Raw genomic sequence first — 21557 nt, forward strand, 5'->3', positions numbered from 1 at the left:
GGAAAGAGAAGTGCGAGACCGCATAGTATTGCACCGGTGGTCACGAGACAGTCGGCCACGTTAAACACGGACCAGCCGCGCACCCACAAGAAGTCGGTTACCTGCCCCGCCACGACACGGTCGATGAAATTGCCTGCAAACCCTGCAAAGACGAGAAGGAAACCATGAGCCAATCCTCTGTCTCCACGGTGCAATGCTACGATAGCCGCAACGCAGACACCAAGGCCGAGCACTGCATTCACTGGCACGACCCACTGCCGCCCTCCAAAGAGTCCGAACGCGACTCCCTTATTCATCGTCAGGACAAGCCCCACCGGACCTACCGTGACGACATGCTGGAGAAGAAACCGCCGTGCCATCCATTTGGTGCCCTGATCTGCCAGGATCATCAGAACAACAAGAACCGACCAGCGGAAAAGAGCGCTCGGCCTGTTCATCGTATATCTTCAGCCATTGTAGTACCTTCCAGACCGATTTCCACGGTCTTACTCCTCGAAGCGTGTCCACGTAGGATGCGAACCGCAGAGCGAGCTACGCCAAAGTGTCGACTGAGGATCTGCAGGAGTTCCTCATTTGCCTTGCCCTCTGCAGGCCTGGCATGTACATGGACGCGCCAGGGATCTCCTGGTTCCACATCCGATCTGCTGCTGCCTGGAATTACGCGTACTCTGATCCGCATAAGGTCTCCTCTTCAACGCAACTGGGCCGTCCATCCCAGCAACCAGGGACCGGCGGCCCAGCACGTCTGCACGTCCGTCGCCCCTACTTCTTCGTCAGCAGGTGACAAGCCGCTGTGTGCCCCGGTGCAACCTCAATGACAAGAGGCTCCTGCTCTTTGCAGATGGGCATCGCATAGGGACACCGCGTGCGGAAATGGCAGCCGGACGGAGGGTTCACCGGTGACGGCACGTCGCCCTGGAGAATGATGCGTTCGCGTTTTACCTCGGGATCAGGCACCGGCACTGCCGAGAGAAGAGCCTGCGTATATGGGTGAAGCGGGTGGTCAAACAGCTCATCGTTCTCAGCAGTCTCGACGATCTTACCAAGGTACATGACCGCAACGCGGTCAGACATGTGGCGTACAACAGCGAGGTCGTGAGCAATGAAGAGATAAGTCAGGTCCAGCCGCTGTTGTAGCTCCTGGAGCAAGTTGATGATCTGCGACTGAATCGACACATCCAAGGCCGAGATGGGCTCGTCCAGGACAAGCAGTTCTGGATTGATAACAAGCGCGCGGGCAACGCCGATACGTTGACGCTGACCACCGGAGAATTCATGAGGATAGCGTTTTTCATATTCAGGACGCAGGCCTACAGTCTCCATCATGGTGGCCACAGCCTGTCTGCGCTCCTTGCGGGTGCCGATACTATGCACATCCAGGGGTTCCTGAATGATATCACCCACCGGCATGCGTGGGTTAAGTGAACCATACGGGTCCTGGAACATGATTTGCATGTTCCGACGGAGGGGACGCATCTGATTCGGAGTAAGGTTGGTGATGTCCTTCCCTTTGTAGATAATCTTCCCGCCGGTAGGCTGCAATAGCTTCAGCATAGTGCGCCCCGTGGTCGTCTTGCCCGATCCGGATTCTCCCACCAAGCTCAAGGTCTCGCCCTGATTGATGAAGAAACTCACCTCGTCCACAGCCTTGACTGAGGCGATGGTCGCACCGAAGACTCCTCCCTTGATGGGAAACCACTTCTTGAGGTTCTGGACTTCTACAAGTCTGGTTGCCATGGTCATTTCTCCTCTCTGCCTACGACTCGATCGGGTGGAAGCAGCGTACCAGATGTCCGGGGGTAAGTTCAAGAATCTCCGGCTCTTCCTCTCTGCACTTCTCCGTAGCGAATGGGCAGCGCGGGTTGAAACGGCAACCCTTGGGCATATGGTATGGGGAGGGGACCATGCCCTCGATGGCGGGTAACGGTTCGTTGGTCTTCTTCTCCGTGAATTTCGGAATGGACGCCAGCAGACCGTACGTGTACGGGTGACGCGGAGACTTGAAGATCTCTTTGGCAGATGCGTTCTCGACAATCTTGCCGGCATACGCGATGGCGATGGTCTCTGCCATTTCAGCGACGACGGCGAGGTTGTGGGTAATGATGAGAATGGCCATACCCAGTTTCTTCTGCAGTCCGCGCATCAGGTCCAGAATCTGCGCCTGGATGGTGACATCGAGCGCCGTTGTGGCTTCATCAGAGATCAGGAGCTCAGGATTCGAGGACAGTGCCATGGCTATCATGACCCTCTGACGCATACCGCCGCTCATCTCATGGGGGTACTGGCTATAGCGACGCTCCGGTTCTGGTATGCCGACCAAGTGCAGCATTTCCACTGTGCGTCTCTTTGCCTCGACGTCATCGATCTTCTGATGCAGAGTAATAGCTTCACTGATCTGATCGCCAACCGTGTAGACGGGGTTGAGCGATGTCATGGGTTCCTGGAAGATCATGGAGATTTTGTCACCGCGTATCATTCGCATCTCTTCTTCATTCTTCTTGAGAAGGTCTTTTCCATGGAAGAAGATCTCGCCTCCTATGATCTTGCCAGGAGGGTTGGGAATGAGGCGCATGATCGAGAGGGCTGTAACAGATTTTCCGCAACCAGACTCGCCCACCAGACCCACAACCTCTCCCCGGTGAATAGACAGATCAATACCATCCACGGCCGGAACAACACCGTCCTCTGTGTAGAAGAACGTACGCAGATTCTTGATATCAACAAGTACTTCTCGATTATCCACGGAACCTCCTACAGTTTCAGTTTCGGATCGATGGCGTCGCGAAGTCCATCTCCGAAGAAGTTGAACCCAAGAACAGTCATGAAGATAGCCAGACCGGGGTAGATGATTAGTCGGGGCGAATTCCAGATGAACTGTTGGGCGTTCTGTAGCATGTTTCCCCAACTGGCGAAGGGAGCCTGAACACCGAATCCCAGAAAACTGATAGATGCCTCGTAGATGATAGCACCACCGATACCGATGGTCGTCGAAACGATCAGGACCGCCAATGTGTTGGGGAACAGATGTCTCCACATGATGCGGTTGGCACTGGCACCGATTGCACGGGCCGCCTCTACGTACTCCTGCTCCTTGAGAGAAAGAACTAGACCCCGGACGAGACGGGCGTCAGTCATCCAGCCGAACACAACGATGACGAGGATAATCTGCCATACGCCCTTTCCAAGCACGCTCGCCAGAGCTATCAGCAGGGGAAATGTCGGGATAGACAGCATGGCATCTGTGAACCGCATGAGGATATTGTCCGACCAGCCGCCGTAGTAACCCGCAACAAGCCCAACAAGAGCTCCAACGAGCGTCGAGCTGATCGCAGAAATGAAGCCAATGAACAGCGAGATGCGCCCTCCGAAGAACATACGGGCAAGCACGTCACGACCATAGTCGTCGGTACCTAAAGGGTGTGCACGGGAAGCAGGATTGAAGAGCCCGCCCAAACCCTCGATCTGAGTATTTGGATTGGCGCGCCAAATAAGGGGACCCACGAACACGAACAGCAGGATAAAAATCAGCATGAATGCACCGACCATGGCCAGCTTGTGACGGGTAAGGCGGTGAAACACCATGCCAACATACGTGTAGTCCTCAGAGGACTTCTTCTGGCCCTTCTTCTTGGCTTCGATAGCTTTTTCCGCCATGATGTCCTCCTAACTGTACTTGATACGCGGGTCAACCCACGCATACACGATATCTGCCACCAAGTTGAACGCGATGACAAGAACGCTGGAGAGCATAAGGCCAATCATGGCCGTAGGATAGTCAGCCTTGGTTTCAGCTTGGATGATAAGGCTGCCCATTCCGGGAATGTTGAAGATCGTCTCCGTAATGGCTGCGCCTCCAACAATGCCAGGTACCGACAATGCTATCAACGTCACAATCGGGATCATTGCGTTGCGCAGAGCATGCTTGTAGATGACGGAACGCTCAGGTACACCCTTGGCACGGGCCGTACGAATATAGTCCTGGCGAATGACCTCGAGCATGGAGGACCGCATGTAACGCGCATAGCCACCCAGCGAGGAGAAGGCCAGAACGACGACGGGCATCACAAGATACTGCGCCCGGTCCCCAAGCTTCGCCCAGAACGGAGCTTCCTCCAGTCCCGGCGTGATGAACCCGCCCGCAGGCAACAGGGGCATCCCGCTCGGTCGTTTCAGGACGACGCTGAAGAGCATCATCATGAGCAGTCCAAACCAGAACGTCGGCATGGACATGCCCAGAAAGCTGATGACCGTGACGACGTAATCGGTCACGGAGTATTGCTTGACAGCAGAGATGATACCGATCGGAAGAGCAATGGCAATAGACACCAGGAATTCGATCCCCATGAGCCGCACGGTCACAGGCAACGCTCTGGAGATGACGTCACGAGCCGTAGAGCCAGGATACAGGAGAGAAGGGCCCCAGTCCCCACGAATGACGCCACTGAACCACTTGAAGAACCTCAGATACCACGGAAGGTCAAACCCCCAGGCCTTGATGAGGCGCTGGATGTCTGCCTTTTTGATTCGCGGGTTCTCGATCAGAGCCGCGAATGGGTTTGGCACGAGGGAGAAGATACCAAACGACACGATCATCACGATCAGGATCAGCGGGATCATGCCCAGAACACGCCGGATTATATAATCTCTCATGTTGGCAAAGACTCCTTTCGGCAGTCTCCCGCGCCTCCCTGCAGAGACGTGGAAGCCGATGAATCGAATCTACAGGTTCTCAGACTCCATAGTCGCGGTGTCGACGGATTTGGTCATCGTACCTATTTCCACCAATACCAGTACTGGATGTTCCAGTTGTTGCAGACGGTGGAGGAGAAAAAGTGGTCGTAGCCTTTGAGGCCCTTGCGAACTTCGTCGGAATAGACGAGCTGCTCAAGATACGTGTACGGAGGGCCCTCGCCCCAGATGTCTTGGAGGTGAGCATGGACTGAATCAGGGTGACTCCACGTTCATGGAAGGTGGTGCCCTGCGAATACGGGATCTTCAGGACCGCTGGTGTACCATCGGGAAGGGTGCGCGGGGTCTTGTCGATGTTCCACTTCCAGCTAGCGGCGCGCGCGGTAGCAACGGGGACAAGCACAGCAGCCACGAGGACAACTGCCAAAACCAGACATAGAACTCTCTTCATCGCATACTCCTTCCTAGAATGAGTGCAGGACATAAAAACTCTCTTCGCATACTCCGCGGTACGACACACCTCCCTACGATGTGACCGTTTATCTAGAAGCTGTAGCTCTATATCCAGACCCAGCATCAGAGAAATCAAAGTAGGACAATCGCCCAACGTCACTGTCCGCCTGGCCGATTGGGTATTTATCCATTGTGATGTTATACCACGGTCGGCTGAGAGTGTCAATTGAACGACCTTCGAGGCCTGTAGCGCGAGCTCTAGGAACAACGCAGTGCAGAATGCGGCCTCTACCAATCCAATTCCAAGAACTGCGCTCATGAACAATTGGTTACACCTGAGAAGATGAACGGGGTCCAAAAATGCCCGTACCAACACGTATCATGTTAGAGCCATGTTCGATCGCGAGTTCAAAGTCGTCGGACGTTCCCATGGACAACAACGTGACACGTGATAAACCCAAGTCGCTGGCGAGCTCGTGGAACAGCAAACTGACAGATTGATATATTGTCGCCCGCATTTGCATTGTTGCTTGCAGAGGGACAACTGCCATCAGTCCGGAGATCTCATATAGCCAAGGAGCATCGGCGGCGGCAACATCACGAATCTGAGGCATAGTCAGTCCCCCCTTCTGCGATTCTTCACCGGCATTCACCTCCAGCAGGAACGTACGCGCCCTCTGTGCACCACGATCCTGCGTACCGTGCAGATGTTCGAGGAGTTCTGGACCTGCCGAATCGACCGTGTCGAACACTCGAAGAATGGCGTTGTACTTGTTCGACTGGAGTCGACCGATGTATCGGACAGTCACCCCGCGACTCTCGCACAGAGCGAAGACGTCTTTGCGAATGGCTTCCTGCAGGTAGTTCTCACCGATTTCGGTCGCCCCTGCATCAATGGCTTCCAGTATCCGGGGAAGAGGCTGTGTCTTCGTCACGCAGACAATATGCGGTTCGCCGGGCTGACCAGCCGCCCGGCGATACGACAAACAAGCTCGCTCACGGACTTCTGCGAGACGCTCAGCTATCGAGCCCACATTCGGCGCTAGAAGCCGCGAGGCGGTCCCTTGCGCAGTATGGCGGGGAGCTCGACTTCCTCGACCTTGAATTCCTTGAGAATCTTCTTCTCCTGTTCCGCTTCGGCCTTCTGAGGCTGCATCCCGGATGCCACTACTGTGATACGAATCTCATCGTTGGGCTCGCCAGACTCACCCAGGACTTCGTCGAAAGGATCGGCTAGACCGAAGATGATCTTGGCATCCTTTGACGCGCTCGACTGGATGGCCGTCGAGATGATATCCATCTCTTCCATGGAAATCTCGTGGCCAATGACGTTGTAGATAAGTCCGGTGGCGCCCTGCATCGAATACTCCAAAAGCTCGTAGTTGGTGGCGGCTCTGATGGCCTTTTCCGCACGTTCGTCGCCCTTGCCGGTTCCCATGCCTATCCAAATACTGCCGTCTGCTCCGCTGGGAAGCTCTCCAGAAGGAGTCGATGTCAGGACGTTTTTGAGATCGGCAAAATCGAGGTTGATGATGCCGGGTGTCCGGATGAGCTCGGTAATGCCTTGAACCGCCTTCTTCAGGACCTCGTCCGCTTTGCGGAATGCATTGCTGATGGTAATCTTCCCTTCCTCCAGCTTGAACAGTCGCTGGTTTGGAATGACGACCAATCCATCAACACTGTCACGAAGCTCCTTGATGCCATCCGATGCGACCTTGGATCGCTGAGGGCCCTCAAAGTTGAACGGCTTGGTAACTATTGCAATGGTGAGGATGCCCAGTTCACGAGCCACTTTCGCCAGGACGGGAGAACCGCCCGTACCTGTGCCTCCGCCCATGCCGGCAGTTATGAACAGGAGAGAGGAGCCGGTAATTGCTTCTTTGAGCATCTCTCTGCTCTCTTCGGCTGCTTTTCTCCCGACCTCAGGGTCAGCACCCGCGCCCATCCCTCGAGCAACTTTTGCCCCAATCTGAATCTTGCTTTCTGCCCGACTGTATCGCAGAACCTGCGTGTCGGTGTTGACGCTTACGAAATCGACGCCGGAAGGAAAATCTCCCACCATCCGGTTGACGGCATTGCCACCCCCACCGCCCACGCCGATCACCCTGATGCTTACATTCGAGCTTCCCCAGGGATCCAGTCGATCATCCATAGTGGATTTCCCTCCCCGTCAGTATGTCTTAGTCGAACAGGTCAAGGCCCTTGAACAAGCCGCTCAGGCCTTTGAATGCGCGCTTCTTCTTCTGAACTCCGGCACCATCGCTGTGGATGCCGAGTTCGAGCAACCCGACTGATGTCGAGAAGCTGGGGTTTTTGAACGAACTAAAAACAACGTCATCGACTGTCGGCTGTCCCACTCGAGCTCGAAGTCCGCTGATCTCAGAGAACTTGTCCGTGATGTGGGACACCATGGCCGTCCCTCCAGTTAAGACAAGGCCGGCCGGAAGCATGTTGTTGTAACTGGAGTGCACCAGTTCCAGCTTCACGGCTTCAGCTATTTCTTCAATACGAGACGTCACGACATCGCTGATATATGACTTCGTTGTCGCAAGAACACCATCACCCGATGCTGTCGAATAACTCACCTGGCTGTCCTGGAAGTCCTTTCCCCTGCTCGCATCCACCGAACCATAAGCCACCTTGAGCTCTTCAGCAACATTCAGACTTGTCTTCAACATCATCGCAAGATCCATCGTCACATGGCGGCCACCTATAGGCAGAACAGCAACATAGCTGAGACTGCCTCCCGTGAAGACAGCCAGATCAGTCGTGTCTCCTCCAATGTCGACACAGGCGACGCCGATTTCTTTCTCTTCTGCCGAGAGAACAGCATCAGCTGAAGCCAGACCTTCGAGCACAAGCTTGTCCACCTTGAGGCCGGACTCTGTCACACAGCGACGAAGATTGTCCAGAATCGTCGACTGTCCAGTGACGATGAACGCCTCGAACTCAAGTCGGATGCCCGACATTCTCAACGGGTCCTTGATGCCTTCCTGACCATCCACGAGGTACTGGCGCGGGATCACATGGATGATCTCCTGATTTGGTCCCAGCAGGACAGCCTTGGCAGACTCCCACACGCGATCCACATCGTCCTTCTGTATCTCGCGCCCCGGCCGGGATATTGCCACAAGGCCGCGGTTCACCAATCCAGTGATATGAGTACCACCGACGTTCACGATCACCGACGAGACGGAGTAGCTGCTCATCCGTTCTGCCTCGTCGCGTGCTGTCTGGATAGCCTGCGTCACACCTTCCATGTCGACGACCACTCCACGTTTCAGGCTACTGCACGGAGCCGTCCCGACTCCAAGAATAGAGTCGAGGCTGTCTCCTGTCGCCGAAGCTATCAACATCTTGACACGGGTACTTCCAATATCGAGTACGCTGACGATTCTTTCCTGGCCAGCCATCATGCCTCCTTCTTCAAGAGAACGCGCCGGATAATTGCAATATTCTGGTACATTCTGCTTCCAAACACAACGACTGCCGCAAGGTAAAGATCGATGCCCAGCTGATCACCGAGATACCCCAGCAGCGCCGCAACGAGACTGTTGATCAGGAAACCCGAAAAGAAAACTGTCGCATCGAAGGTGTCCTTCAGATAGCCCTTGATGCCACCGAGAATGGAATCCATACCAGCTAGAAGGGCCAATCCCACGTATTTGGAATAAACGGCGGGGATGTGCACGGGGCGAAGAATCCCGATAACGATACCAAGTACAAGTCCGCACACTGTTACGAAGCCAACCATAGGTATCCGTTTTCCTCCCCTAGTCACTGATTCTAAGCAGGTTGACTTTTTGAACTATAGCACCAATGCGCCTCAGGTTCAACAAGTCGAGCACGCCTCCAGGAATCTGCAACCCCTTGGCCATATTCTCTGTATCGCCGATCGCGTTTATGACCAGAGGCATCTGCGTCACCTTTCCACCCACGCGAACGTTGAGACCCGCCCTGTATACGGAACTCGAGTCAGTCAGGCGTATGCCATTCAACGATATGACTTCGGCTCCCGATGCCCAGAGATCATTCAGAAGGAGGAGCAGATCGTCATCGGCCAGCATGGATGGCGAGACCCCTGATGATTGCTCTCGTATCGTAATCCGGATACCAGGGCCCACGAGTGGGACGGCCCCGGTTCTCTGTCTCAACACGGTGGCTTCGTGCTGCAACTGGCTCACTTGCGCGGCCGTGTCATCAGAAGAACGAAGGTACTGTGTGACTTTCTGTGACACGTCGGTCTCCTCGACGAGGAGGTCCTGTTTGCGCTGCTGGAGGTCTTTGATGACACGAATAAGATCCTTCGGGTCCTCGTTCTGATAGGTCTGCTTCATCTCGCGAACGACGCGTGCCTGCCCGGGAAGCAAGAACCCAACGAAGAAACTGATGAGAGCAAAAATCAGCGCAGTCGACTGCCACGACGACTGCCCAGTCCGCTTCATTTCGCACTCACTGCGTACTTGAACGCAGCATTGTCTAGCGACGCCGGGACAGTCACAGACGTTTTCTTCTCAAGTGAGCATGTAATCTCAAACTGATCGCTGTACATCTGCAACACCCGGAAGAAAACGTCTTGAGAAATGCTGTCGGCGAGCATCTCGGGGTTCCCCAGCGCAGTGATAACGTACGGTGGCGACATCCTGCTCGAATTCACGAGGATGATGGGACCGGCACAAACGATAGGGCTGTTTCCAAGAACGCGCTGGTCGTTGACGGCAATCGCCGTGGCGCCATATCTTCGCATGAGATTCACGATGCTGCGGAGGTAACCGTCGTGGATGACGAAGTAGTTCGGATCATCGGAGAGCGTCGGCGTACGCGAACTATCACTCAATGTTACGACGACACCAGGACCTGTCGCTTCCGCAAGCCCCGCTTTCCCTCTCAACTCTCCCAGCTGCTGCGTCAGAACGCGCACCTCGTCGCTCGTGGCAGCGCCCTTGCTCTCGAGCTCTGCCAGCTGTCCCCGAAGATCGACAATTTGCTGAGCAGCAGTATTATTCTCATTTTCGAGTCCCTTCATGATTTCGACCAACTCGACATTCTGGACAGGAACGACGTAAGCTTTGTTCACTGTGGGCTCGAACTGGACAGCCAGAAGGTATCCGAATCCGACAACCATGACAAACAGCGCAGCGAGGAAAACGCCCCCGCTTCTTCCACGTGTAATCATGGGGCCTCCGGGATGACGGCCTGGCCGTCGAACCGCAGGTCGATGGTTACTTTCTTCCCCTTGAATGCAGGCATCGCAAGAACTGCAATCCCTCGTTCAATCTTTGAAACACCGTTCGCACTGTCACCAAAGATAAGCGTCTTACCATCTTTCAACCGTATAGCAAGTCCCATCGACGAGGACAGTGACATGCCCATGATTGCCAGTTGATCGCGATGCTGCATCAACTGGCAGCACAGCGACGCATATTCGAGTGAGGCGGACAGAAAAGCCGGGGATGCAGGTGGAAATCCACTTACATCAACCACGTTCCAAGACTTCGATGCCTTTGTTATGATGTAGGCTGTTCCCGTTTTCAGGAACACGGCAGCCAGCTTACCCCCCTGCCTGATCACAACGTCGGGGTCAGCAATGTCCACACCGACAGTAGCATTCCAAGGTCGCTCACGTATGATGGTCACGTCAGAAACGGGGAGTCCCTCCAGCCTGTCGACGACCGAAGCCCTGTTAAGAAGCATGAGAAGACCTTGAGACCGGCTACGCCAGACCTGATCCACGACTGGAGCTTCCCAGGAATCCGCATGTACGAGTACACGAGCGGCCGGTACAGAGAACCAGTAGACCACCAGTACAGCCACAGCGACCAAGCCTATCCGCCATAGTAGCTTCATGAACGGAGGAACTCATCACTGATACTCACGCGCCGCCGCCTAGGAAAAGTCACCGAGCAACCTGATCTCGGGCGAAAGGCGCACGTTGAAGCGTGCATAGACTCTCTGTACGACAATGTCCATGAGGCGCACGACATCAAATGCAGTCGCCCCTCCCAGATTAACGATGAAGTTCGCATGCTTGGCCGAGACCTGCGCCTGCCCTACCTGAAGACTCTTGCACCCGGCTTCCTCTATCAACTTGCCGGCATACGTCGTTGGAGGGTTCGTGAAGATGCTTCCCGCATTCGGATGCTCCCACGATTGTTTGGCATGCTTCTCGGATCGGATACGTGCAGCTGTCGAGCGAATTGTTGCTCCATCACCAGCCTCAAGATCAAATGCGGCGCCCAGAATGATCGCCCCACTCTGTTGAAACTCGCTATAACGGTAGTCAAAATCAACATCTTCATGCTTCTTCACGACATACTCGAGGTTGGGGTCCAGAACTTCCACATACGCCAAGTGAGTGCTTATGGCCTGAGAGAACGAACCCGCGTTCATGTAGATGGCCCCTCCAACAGTACCGGGTATGCTGACAAGATACTCCAGTCCAGACAGGTCCTGACTCATGGCGAAGTCCAGCAGTGAGGACAGTGGCATCGGGGCACGAGCAAGCACCAGTCCTTTCTCAATCACTGGCTGGAGCGACGTCTCCATTAGTCTCACGACTAGACCTTCGATACCACGATCTGAGACAAGTACATTCGTTCCATTGCCGATAACCGTCGTGGGCATCTTGAAAGCTTTGGCAGCACGCAGTGCGCAAATTAGGTCCTCTTCACCACATGGCGTGTAGAAGTATTCGGCCGGGCCGCCGATACGAAACGACGTATAGGACGAGAGCGGCTCCTTCGTCAGGACCCGTTGCTCGACGCGACGTCCGAACTTGTCTATGACCGAATCCACCATCAGTCATTCTCCTGCTGTATGCGTCCCTCGAGGGACGCAGCAGTTTCATATTGTACCGTATTGTCGCTCGTCAGCAAGCCACAAAACCGCAGACCAAGCTTATTCACGTCACCAGGGCCCATAAACAGTACCACGTCACCCGGGGTGGCCGACACCCGCAAGACGTTAAGCATCTGGTGGACAGGCATCTGAGGTGCCAATGAGCCACCGACTGCCGCCTTCACGCTCTCTCGAAGCATCTTGTTCAGCTCTTCGGGATGCTCCGCTGTCTCTCCAGCCGGGAAGATGTCGAGCAGCACGATCCGCGAAACTCCAACCAATGCCGGTCCATACTCCTCGAGACACGTGCTCACTCGGGAGAAACGGTGCGGCTGGAGCACGAGGGTAAGTGGCCTTCCGGGATACCGAACCGAGACAGCCTGCAGGGTCGCTCTGATCTCCGTGGGGTGGTCGGCATGGTCTGTGAGGACGACCGTTCCGTCATGGTCTGTCAGGAGCTGCATCCGCCGTTCCATTCCCGGAAAACCTTCCAGAATAGGGAGCGTATCTGCGAAGGGGAGCCCTGCTGCCTCGCACGCGAGGCAAGCGGCAACAGCGTTGAGATAGCTCTTCTCATCTCCTCGTTCCATGGCAAATGGCTGTTCCATGCCTTCTCTTGCAACTATTGCGGTGTTGTTGCGAACATCGTAGCACATCTGCACCTGATTTGACGCCTCCTGACCGTACAGGACGTGCCGCGGCAGAGCCTGCACGATCCTGGCCACTTCCCTGTCGTCGCCACAGCCAACGATCAGGCCGCTTCGCTCAGCGCATTGCTGGGAAAACTGGGCGAATGCGCCGACAAGGTTGGAGAACTTGTCTCCATAAGCCCCCAAATGGTCGTTATCAATATTCGTTACAACAGCTACGTCTGGATGGAACTTCAGGAATGAACCGTCCGATTCATCAGTCTCCAGGACCATGACCGGGCGTCCTAGAATCTGCCTTCGCTGTGTCCCTTCAGGGGGGAAGACTTCATCAAATCCTGCGATATGGCCTCCAACACAGATGGTTGGAGCAAATCCCTGTCTTGCCAGCACATATCCAATCATGCCAGACGTCGTGGTCTTGCCGTGCGTGCCAGCAACAGCTATCAGGAAGTACTGTGATGCGACGGCAGACAGAACGTCCGTTCGATGGAGAACGTCTGCTCTGATCCCCGCTGCAGCCATGAGCACCACATTGTCCGGGCGAATTGCCGACGACCGTACCAGAATTTCATCATGACGAAGTGCCCCAGATGCTTCAGCTTCGGACATCACCTGGATACCCAGCGAAGTCAACCGTTCAGCCTCGGGACCGTCATTCACGATGTCTGAGCCTCGCACATCCATTCCGATGCTGTGCAGCAACATGGCCAGCGAACTCATCCCGGCACCACAGATCCCAACAAGAAAAAAAGACCTTCCAGGTCGCAGGAACTCAGTCATGTGAGCATTCCTCTTCGATGGTGCGCACTATGGTGTCCCCGGCATCACTTCCAAAAATACTGAAAGCAGGGAGGGCCGTACCTGCTTCATCATCCAGTGCCTTCTCTACGATGGACAGGTACCTGTCGAACAGCAGTGACTGCTGCTCAATACGCATACCAAGACCAAGGCTCTCGAGATATGTCGCGTTCTTGGACTGATGCTGGCCAACGGCGAAAGGATAGGGGATGACGACGGCATAGATGCCTCCGATAGCAAGCTCCGTAAGTACAAGTGCACCGCCTCTCGTCACCGCTACGCGCGCTTGCTCATAGAGTCGCTCCATATGCTCCTCATAGGAGACGACAACAGGATTGACGTGCCGCAGAAACAGTTCGTTCACTGCGTCACAAATCCTCGCATAGTCATCAATTCCAGTCACCACAGTGACTGAAACTTCGCGGCCCCTGCTATCCAGCTCCCGGATTGTCCGCAGAAACAGTTCGTTGATGAAGCTAGCCCCGCCACTACCTCCGATAAACAGCAACCCCCGACGAAGGGGTCTGGCGAACCGGCACTCCGTCAGTACCGTGTAAACCCTACGCCGCAGAGGGTTTCCAGTGACGGTAAACCGTGAACCAGAGACCCTTGCAACAGGAAACCCCAGGAAAACGTGTCGCGCACGATGGGAGAACAGTCGATTCGCCCTCCCCATGACAGTATTCTGTTCCAGAAGATATACGGGAACTCCGCTCATCTGCGCAGCCACGATTCCTGGCACCGATACGTATCCGCCGGTACCGATAAAAGCATCGACATGGGTATCCGTCATGACACGGCGGGCTGCTCTCACACCGCTTCGAGTTGCACGTGCAAGACGCCACAACGATCTGGGCGTATACAAAAGCGGGGCAGAACAGACAGTTTTGACGTCAAGCCCCTGAGAGAGGAAAATACGTTCCTCCATGCTGCCGGATCGCGCCAGCATGGTGACGGTTCCCCTGTCCAACAGGCGTTCGGCAATTGCGACTGCGGGGTAGATATGCCCTCCTGTTCCTCCTCCAGCAACAACGTAGTGCATCAGGCAGCCTCCGGACTCCGGGAAATAGCTGCCGCGATGCCAAGTGCGGCCATCTCGAAGACGATGTGATTGCCTCCCTGACTGAAGAAAGGTAGAGGTACTCCTGTCGTAGGAAGCAGTCCGACAACGACACCAATGTTGACAAACGCCTGCACGGCGAGGAACACACCCAGAGCCATGACATACACTCGGGCAAACGGCTCAGAGGACCTCGAGGCAAGTTTGAACAGGTCGAAGACGATCCACAGATAAATACCCAGCACGATGGTCACGCCGATAAGCCCGAACTCTTCCGAGAATATGGCGAAAACAAAGTCATTCTCCTGGGCCGGAAAGTGGACAAATTTCTGGACGCTCCGCATAAAACCTCGCCCCAATACTCCGCCCCTCGCAACAGCGAACATGGAGTTCACCAGCTGGTAGGCGACGCCTTTCGCCTTGTCGGCTGCCAACGGGTTGATGAACGAGGTCATCCTGACCTTCCAGGAAGCTTTCACGTTCACCGCAATCAGAGCCAGCGCCCCCAAGGCAGCCGTTCGGCTGATCCAGTAGCCTAGTGGAGCACCGACGGCCAGCAGGATAGTGATGGAGGACCCAGCAATGACAAAGGCCGTCCCGAAGTCGGGTTCAAGTGCGACCAGGCCCGTGAACCCCAGCACGAATAGCAGAAACGTGGTGTAATATCGATGGTCGTACTTGTTCAGGTATTTGCCGCTGAAGAGCTTGGCGGCGAGAAGAGGCACAACCAGAACAACTGCCTGAGATGGCTGCACACCAATCGAATTCGTTCCGATCCATCGAATAGAACCATTGACACTCCTGCCGATGCCGGGAATGAGAACAGCGACCAGCAACGCTCCTAGACCATACGTCAGGAATTCTGAAATGTCTGCCCAGCGCATATACTTGAACCGCGAGCAGAACCAGTAGGCGAAGACTCCGATACCGACGATAATCGCTTGCTTGACGACACTTGGGGTAACGGCCACCAATTGGCCTCGCGAGGCACTAAGACTGACGGCGATGCTGTAGTTCTGTAGTACTCCCAGGCAGAGCAGTATGGCGACCAGAACCAGTATGCGCTTCACCGCGTGACAACGCCCTGACGACCTTGAGCGATCTCCCTGAACCGGTCACCGCGCTGCTCAAAATCCCTGAACATGTCGAAACTGGCACAAGCAGGAGACAGAAGCAGCGTACCACCTCCAGAAAGGAGTGGCACTCCATTGCTGACAGCGTCCTCAAGTGATTCGACGCGGACAATCGTCTTCATGCCGGCCTTGCGTAGCGCATCCTCAATAGCCGGGCCGGTCGCGCCCATCACGATTGCCGACACCAGATTCCTGTCTTCGGCCAGATGTCGTGCCATCTTGTCGAATGAAACGCTCTTTGAGCTGCCGCCCAGAATGACTACATATGGTCCAGTCATGGCATCGGCGGCAGTCATGACCGATTCAGGAGTCGTAGCCTTGGAGTCGTTGACGAACGTCACGCCACCCACTGTTGCGACGTACTCCAGTCGGTGAGGCAGTCCATTGAAGGCCCTCACGGCCCTGCGAACGGTATCTGGTGAGATACCGTACAAAAAGGCTGCCAGAGCTGCACTCATGGCATTCGCTACATTGTGCCGCCCCTGAATGTGCAGGTCTGTCTCTCTGAACAGCTCCACTGTGCGTGTCGTGTCTTTGAAAACGATGCCACCATCGACAACATGCGCGCCGGAGAATACGCCGTCACCCAATCCGAAATAGAACACCGAAGGACTCAGCGTCGGACCAAGCACTCTCAGTTCGGGATCGTCCCAGTTGAGCACAACGACATCATCTGCCGTCATATTCTCGAACAAGCGCTTTTTCGTAGCGAAATAGCACTCCATCGTACCGTAGCGGTCAAGATGGTTCGGAACCAGGTTCGAGAAAATGGCCACTCTGGGATGAAACGTATGAATTGTCTCGAGCTGAAAGCAACTAACCTCCAGTACGGCGCGTTCTGCCAATGGGTGTTCCACCAGGAGCTCCGATACTGGAGTGCCCAGATTTCCCCCCGTCACTGCGTCGGGGTACTCCTCAGCAACAATTTCTCCCAGAAGAGCCGTGGTCGTACTCTTGCCATTGCTTCCAGTCACTGCAAGCACTGACAGACCGGCATACGCGGCAATCTCTGTCTCACCGACGATGACTTTATCCATTTGCACAGCCGCCAGGATGATCGGGGCGTCGAGTGGAACACCGGGCGAGACGACGACAACGTCGCAAGCGGCCATGATGCTCGCAGTGTTCTGTCCAAACTCAAAGGGAACGCCCACCTGCTGCAGCAGTCGTACGGCATGCTCGAACTTTTCGTCAGCGCTTCGCTGCTTAAATTCCGATACGAAAACGTCCACTCCATGATCATGCAGGTACAGGGCTGCATACAATCCACTTGGCAATGCCCCAACGACAAATGCCGAATTGAAAGGGATCACTGGTTACCTCCATGTCATCGTCAGTGCCCCAGCAATGACGAACAGGATACTCACGACAAAGAACCGGTCGACGATCTTTGACTCGGTCCACCCGAGCTTCTCGAAATGATGGTGTATCGGAGCCATAAGGAAGACCCTCGTTCTGCGGCCAGAGGCTTTGAAGACAAGCACCTGAATCATCACACTTATCGCCTCTCCGAGAAACAGTCCTCCCAGCAGGAGCGATGACAACTGGTTCCCGGAGGCAAACGTCCACGCGACGAAGATGGAACCAAGTGCAAGCGATCCCGTATCTCCCATGAACACTGATGCTTTTGTGCCATTGAACCATAGAAATGAGATAGCAAATGCAGCAGCTGCCAGAGGAAGGATGCCGGCCAGTCCTGATGGATGCAGGAGCGAGGCTATTCCGGCCACAGCAAATGGGGGAAGACTCGTTTTAGCGAGCAAGCCGTCAAGGCCGTCCGTCAGGTTGAATGCATTCACCATGCCGACCGCGTACAGCATGGCAACAACGTAGAAGGCCCAGCCACCAAGAAGAATTGCACCACTCGCCAGATGAAGGGTCGGAATGATCGATGGGTACGCCAGATAGAAAAAGAGCCCAGCTGCTGCTGTCTGAATCAGGAGTTTCTGGTAGCCACGCAGTCCGTCATTTCTGTGTTTGACCTCTTTAGTCCAGTCGTCCAGAAAACCGGAAAGGAGGCTGACGGCTACGAAGACCACTGTAGCGACGTCCAGCCGTGTCAAGCCCGTTCGCCCCATCACGAAGAAATAAGCTGCCACGGCTCCAGCAATGTTGAGAACCAGCATCAGACCGCCCGCCATGGGCGTACCTGCTTTGGATTTGTGAGAAGCAGGCCCTTCCTCCCGTATCAATTGCGTAAACCGTATCCTGCGCAGCCACGCAATAAGGAGAGGGAAAAGAGCCAGGTCCACAAGGACAAGAATGAAAACCAGCAACATGGCAGACTTCGCGGTCATCGACGTCCCTCCTGCGACTGCCGACCATCGGCATTACAAACATAGCCGTGATCGTGCAACGCGAGGCGCGCTTCTTCCCGATCATCAAAGACGACATCCTCATGTTCATAGTACATTATCGTCTCATGCCCACGACCGAGGACCAGGACCATGTCGCCAGGCCTGGCCATAGCAATGGCACTTCGAATTGCCTGTCTTCTGTCTTCGATGACCGTAAAACGGTCGGTGGTAAACCCACTCTCGATGTCGCGAACAGCAATCGAGGCATCTTCATGACGAGGGTCCTCGACAGTCACGAACGACCAGCGGCAGACGTCTTCTGCGAGGCGAGCCATGATCGGCCTCTTCTCGCGGTCATCGGCGCCAACAGAGCCAAACACGGCCAGCAGGTCACCCCTCACAGTGGGCAGCACGGCGCTGAACAGTGCAGAGAACTCCTCTGGCGTGTGGGCATAGTCCACGACGACCTCGAACGGCTGTCCACAATCAATCCGCTCATAGCGCCCGGGGACGTACAGCGGGGCCGCAAGAGACTGTATAGCTTTGCCCAGATCACATGTTGGCTCAACAGCGTCGACCGAACTGATCGCGGCCAGGCAGTTGGATGCCTGGAACGCTGGCCCGATCGAGAGGTCCACGTCAAAGGTGACTCCGTCCCGGGCGACAACCTGAAACGCAGTTCTTCCCACCGCAGAAACGACGTGGTCACCACGCAGATCAGCTGCTCGCTCCAGGGAGAATGTCCTGACGTGCGAGCGCCCGGCGGCGTGTTTGAATGCAGGAAACGATGGATCGTCAGCGTTCAGAACGGCCACCGATCCTTCGTCGAGTGACGTGAACAAACGCAGCTTGGCCGCTAGATATGCATCCATCGTGCCATGGTATCCCATGTGGTCCTGCGAGAAATTTGTGAAAACCCCACAATCAAAGCGCATGCCATGAACTCTGTCGAAAGCGAGTGCAAATGAGGAAACCTCGACCACCGCAACCTGTGCTCCCAAGTGGACCGCATGGTCCAGATACCAGTTGAGCGCAAAGGCCTCCGGCGTCGTGGCCGGCAGAGCGTCAGGAGGAAAGAACTCGCCGTCAGGCATGATGTAGCCCGTAGTCCCGATCATGACGCACGCAATGCCAAGCCCCTGCAAGAGACGACGAATCAAGTATGCTGTGCTCGTCTTGCCGCTCGTTCCAGTGATACCGATCATCTTCATGCGACGAGCAGGGAAGTTGAAAAAGGCCTGCGAGACCAGACTCAGGAACTCACGGCAGTTCGAGACAACGACTACTGGCACATCCTGAACCTCAGGATGCTCAGTTTCAGCGACGACACAGGTCGCCCCAGCGCAAAGAGCGTTGGCGATGTACGACGCTCCGTCCAGTCTGGTCCCAGAGATAGCGACGAACATAGCCCCCGGCCTGCATTCACGCGAATCAGGCGTGACCAGGCTGATCATTGTCCTCTGGCCAAGTGAGGAGCGCTTGGGATCCCAGGACCCAGGAGGCAGCATATGAAGGAGCTCAACTAGCTCCCGTTCTTCAACGGCGAATTTCATGGTTTTAACCTCAGATACTGTATCAACTGCAGTGCAATCTTCTTGAAGGTCGGCCCTGCTACGGCAAATGATGTGCGCGCGCCTTTTCGAGTTTCGTGGATGCTGAGGAACACGACGACCCTAGGGTCGTTCGCAGTCAGGATTCCAGCGAAGCTGAAGACGTATGATCCATCATTCAGGTAGCCTCCGCCAGGGGCGGCGATCTGGGCAGTACCGGTCTTTCCAGCAACTTCATAGCCGGGGATGTACGCACTGAACACACCGATATTCTTCTGCACAACTCCATGGAGCCCCCCGAGAACAGCCTTGGCCGTCTTCGGGGTGAACAACTGGCCGACGATTCCGGGGGTATCGGTCCGCTGGCTTGCCCCCGAGGCGTCGACGATATGGTCGACCACATAGGGACGCTGCATCAGGCCACCGTTTGCAATCGTAGCGTAAAAGTTGGCCATCTGGATTGCTGTCACCGCCACGCCCTGGCCATATCCCATCGTAGGAAGCGTCGTCTTTGACCAGAGAGACGTCGGGAGCAAAATACCGGATTCCTCTCCAGGCAAGTCGATGCCGGTCGGTTTCCCAAAGCCGTACCGGCTTAGGCAATCGTGGAAGCGCGTGGCGCCTATCTTCATGCTCAACTGGGCAAACCCCACGTTGGAGGAGTGCTCCAGCATCGCGTAGAGGTTCATAGTTCCATATGCATAATCATTCACTTCATGAATGACGGTGCCGAAGACATTCAGGCTACCACCGCTGTAGAACGTACTCTGAAGCGTAATCGTACCTGTTTCGAGACCGGCAACCGATGTCGCGGCCTTGAACACGGAACCAGGCTCATAGTTGGCACTGATTGCCTTTTCCGACAGAGAACTCATCGAAGCGTCCTGCCAATGCTCAGGGTCCACGCTTGGGACATCGACCATTGCAAGGACCGCGTCAGTCTTTGGGTCCAGAATCGTGCACGTGGCTCGCTTGCCATCGTATGTCTTGAGGGTGTCCATGAGGGCCTGCTGCGCGAAATACTGGATGTTCGAGTCGATCGTCAGCACGATGTTCTTGCCTGGTATCGGTTCAAGAACATCCTCTGTGACAGCTGGCTCGCCAGGATTCGACCCAGAAACTCTGTAGGTATGCCGCCCATCGGTACCTCCAAGTTCCTTGTCGTATTGGAACTCGATTCCCGACAGACCCTGATTGTCCGAGCCCGTGATACCGACCACCGAAGACATGAGAGATCCCAGCGGATAGACCCGGCGATAGCCTTTGTCCAGCACGATTCCTGGTACATCGAGTCGGCTCAGTGCGTCGTATTCTACAACGCCTACTTGCTTCTTCAGGTAAATGAAGCTGGATGGCGCGCTGCGTATCTGCTTCTCCAGCTGCGTCACGGAGGCCTTGAGGACGGGAGCAATGCTGCTTGCAGTCAGGTGAGGGTCTTTGACTTCCTTCATGTACAGGCCCAGGGACCACGTCGCCACATCCTGCGCCAGTACACGCCCTGTCGAATCCTGGATCATTCCCCGCTTTGCTTTGATAGGAATGGAGTCGGTCTCAAGCTGCTCGTTGGCCATGTTCACGAGCGTAGTGCGGCCCAGTACTTGCAGATAGACGAACCGTGACTCAATTCCTAGCACCACAATCAGGAACACAGTGAAAACGACGACGAGACGTCGTCTGAACAGGTCATTAAAAGACGCGACGCCTCTCTTCATCAATTCCGTATGGTCTTGACGCAGGTATTCCCGCTAATGAAGACTGTTTAGTGTGCCAATCACCGCCGTGTTGTTGGCTGCCATACCCATAGCGCCCGCGGCAGCTCGCACCCGATCGGGGGACATGAGCTTTGTGTCGCGCTCGAGCAGCGATTCCTGCTGCTGAAGCTGTGCCTGAATGGCCGTTCTGTTCAACTCAACCTGACGCTCCAGGAAAAGAGTTGTGCTGTACACATAGCCATAGGCGCACAGCAGACCAATGATCGTCACACTCAGAACAATGTACCGACGTGCAGCGATTCTTGCCGCGGCCGAGACGCGAACTGTCGCCGCAGGACGGCGGACTGTTGTGTAGTTACCTCTGACTGCAATACTCAT

General features: G+C 55.3%; 23 protein-coding genes. All 23 read right to left on the bottom strand.

What is annotated here, in order from left to right; translation table 11 throughout:
• Positions 1–437: signal peptidase II (locus SMC3_RS09360; RefSeq protein WP_165846561.1), on the bottom strand; the 437-nt coding region annotated here is incomplete at its 3' end.
• Positions 434–679 (bottom strand): DUF167 domain-containing protein, encoded by a 246-nt coding sequence (locus SMC3_RS09900; RefSeq protein WP_119087589.1) that lies wholly within the window; start codon positions 677–679, stop codon positions 434–436. The genes SMC3_RS09360 and SMC3_RS09900, both read right to left, overlap by 4 nt.
• Before the next feature lie 83 nt (positions 680–762).
• Positions 763–1737 (bottom strand): ABC transporter ATP-binding protein, encoded by a 975-nt coding sequence (locus tag SMC3_RS03930; protein WP_119087590.1) that lies wholly within the window; start codon positions 1735–1737, stop codon positions 763–765.
• A 19-nt stretch (positions 1738–1756) separates the two neighbouring features.
• On the bottom strand, positions 1757–2743 hold the full coding sequence (locus SMC3_RS03935) for an ABC transporter ATP-binding protein (RefSeq protein WP_119089852.1): 987 nt from the start codon (positions 2741–2743) through the stop codon (positions 1757–1759).
• Positions 2744–2751: 8 nt separating this feature from the next.
• A complete protein-coding gene (locus SMC3_RS03940; RefSeq protein ID WP_119089853.1) occupies positions 2752–3654 on the bottom strand; it encodes an ABC transporter permease in 903 nt (300 codons plus the stop codon).
• 9 nt (positions 3655–3663) lie between these two features.
• On the bottom strand, positions 3664–4650 hold the full coding sequence (locus SMC3_RS03945) for an ABC transporter permease (protein WP_119087592.1): 987 nt from the start codon (positions 4648–4650) through the stop codon (positions 3664–3666).
• Positions 4651–4729: 79 nt separating this feature from the next.
• Complete coding sequence (locus SMC3_RS03950; protein ID WP_119089854.1) at positions 4730–5140, bottom strand: hypothetical protein; 411 nt, start codon at positions 5138–5140, stop codon at positions 4730–4732.
• Positions 5141–5471: 331 nt separating this feature from the next.
• Positions 5472–6176, bottom strand: a complete 705-nt coding sequence (locus SMC3_RS03955; protein ID WP_165846562.1) for a YggS family pyridoxal phosphate-dependent enzyme — start codon at positions 6174–6176, stop codon at positions 5472–5474.
• An 8-nt stretch (positions 6177–6184) separates the two neighbouring features.
• The gene (ftsZ, locus tag SMC3_RS03960; protein WP_119087594.1) at positions 6185–7294 is read right to left on the bottom strand and encodes a cell division protein FtsZ; all 1110 of its coding nucleotides are present in this window, start codon (positions 7292–7294) and stop codon (positions 6185–6187) included.
• A gap of 28 nt (positions 7295–7322) precedes the next feature.
• A complete protein-coding gene (ftsA, locus tag SMC3_RS03965; protein WP_165848225.1) occupies positions 7323–8555 on the bottom strand; it encodes a cell division protein FtsA in 1233 nt (410 codons plus the stop codon).
• Positions 8555–8896, bottom strand: coding sequence for a small basic family protein (locus SMC3_RS03970; RefSeq protein WP_119085874.1), 342 nt, complete (start codon positions 8894–8896; stop codon positions 8555–8557). Before SMC3_RS03970 ends, ftsA begins: the two co-directional genes overlap by 1 nt.
• Before the next feature lie 19 nt (positions 8897–8915).
• Positions 8916–9587 (bottom strand): DUF881 domain-containing protein, encoded by a 672-nt coding sequence (locus tag SMC3_RS03975; protein WP_119087596.1) that lies wholly within the window; start codon positions 9585–9587, stop codon positions 8916–8918.
• Entirely contained in the window at positions 9584–10318 is a 735-nt protein-coding gene (locus SMC3_RS03980; RefSeq protein ID WP_119087597.1) for a DUF881 domain-containing protein, read from the bottom strand. Before SMC3_RS03980 ends, SMC3_RS03975 begins: the two co-directional genes overlap by 4 nt.
• Complete coding sequence (locus SMC3_RS03985) at positions 10315–10989, bottom strand: cell division protein FtsQ/DivIB (RefSeq protein ID WP_126850787.1); 675 nt, start codon at positions 10987–10989, stop codon at positions 10315–10317. The genes SMC3_RS03980 and SMC3_RS03985 overlap by 4 nt, the downstream gene beginning before the upstream one ends.
• Before the next feature lie 39 nt (positions 10990–11028).
• Positions 11029–11940 carry a UDP-N-acetylmuramate dehydrogenase gene (gene murB, locus SMC3_RS03990; protein WP_119087599.1) on the bottom strand — a complete coding sequence of 304 codons (912 nt, stop codon included), beginning with the start codon at positions 11938–11940 and terminating at the stop codon, positions 11029–11031.
• The gene (locus tag SMC3_RS03995) at positions 11940–13409 is read right to left on the bottom strand and encodes a UDP-N-acetylmuramate--L-alanine ligase (protein WP_119087600.1); all 1470 of its coding nucleotides are present in this window, start codon (positions 13407–13409) and stop codon (positions 11940–11942) included. The genes murB and SMC3_RS03995 overlap by 1 nt, the downstream gene beginning before the upstream one ends.
• A complete protein-coding gene (locus SMC3_RS04000) occupies positions 13402–14469 on the bottom strand; it encodes a UDP-N-acetylglucosamine--N-acetylmuramyl-(pentapeptide) pyrophosphoryl-undecaprenol N-acetylglucosamine transferase (protein WP_119087601.1) in 1068 nt (355 codons plus the stop codon). The genes SMC3_RS03995 and SMC3_RS04000 overlap by 8 nt, the downstream gene beginning before the upstream one ends.
• A complete protein-coding gene (locus tag SMC3_RS04005; RefSeq protein ID WP_119087602.1) occupies positions 14469–15557 on the bottom strand; it encodes an FtsW/RodA/SpoVE family cell cycle protein in 1089 nt (362 codons plus the stop codon). Before SMC3_RS04005 ends, SMC3_RS04000 begins: the two co-directional genes overlap by 1 nt.
• Entirely contained in the window at positions 15554–16933 is a 1380-nt protein-coding gene (gene murD, locus SMC3_RS04010) for a UDP-N-acetylmuramoyl-L-alanine--D-glutamate ligase (RefSeq protein WP_119087603.1), read from the bottom strand. Before murD ends, SMC3_RS04005 begins: the two co-directional genes overlap by 4 nt.
• Before the next feature lie 3 nt (positions 16934–16936).
• The gene (gene mraY, locus SMC3_RS04015; protein WP_119089855.1) at positions 16937–17917 is read right to left on the bottom strand and encodes a phospho-N-acetylmuramoyl-pentapeptide-transferase; all 981 of its coding nucleotides are present in this window, start codon (positions 17915–17917) and stop codon (positions 16937–16939) included.
• Complete coding sequence (locus tag SMC3_RS04020; RefSeq protein ID WP_119087605.1) at positions 17914–19470, bottom strand: UDP-N-acetylmuramoyl-L-alanyl-D-glutamate--2,6-diaminopimelate ligase; 1557 nt, start codon at positions 19468–19470, stop codon at positions 17914–17916. The genes mraY and SMC3_RS04020 overlap by 4 nt, the downstream gene beginning before the upstream one ends.
• Positions 19467–21179 carry a peptidoglycan D,D-transpeptidase FtsI family protein gene (locus tag SMC3_RS04025; RefSeq protein ID WP_119087606.1) on the bottom strand — a complete coding sequence of 571 codons (1713 nt, stop codon included), beginning with the start codon at positions 21177–21179 and terminating at the stop codon, positions 19467–19469. The genes SMC3_RS04020 and SMC3_RS04025 overlap by 4 nt, the downstream gene beginning before the upstream one ends.
• 33 nt (positions 21180–21212) lie before the next feature.
• A complete protein-coding gene (locus tag SMC3_RS04030; protein ID WP_119089856.1) occupies positions 21213–21557 on the bottom strand; it encodes a hypothetical protein in 345 nt (114 codons plus the stop codon).

It is taken from the genome of Candidatus Cryosericum hinesii, assembly GCF_003570985.1.
In the GTDB taxonomy this organism is placed as follows: domain Bacteria; phylum Caldisericota; class Caldisericia; order Cryosericales; family Cryosericaceae; genus Cryosericum; species Cryosericum hinesii.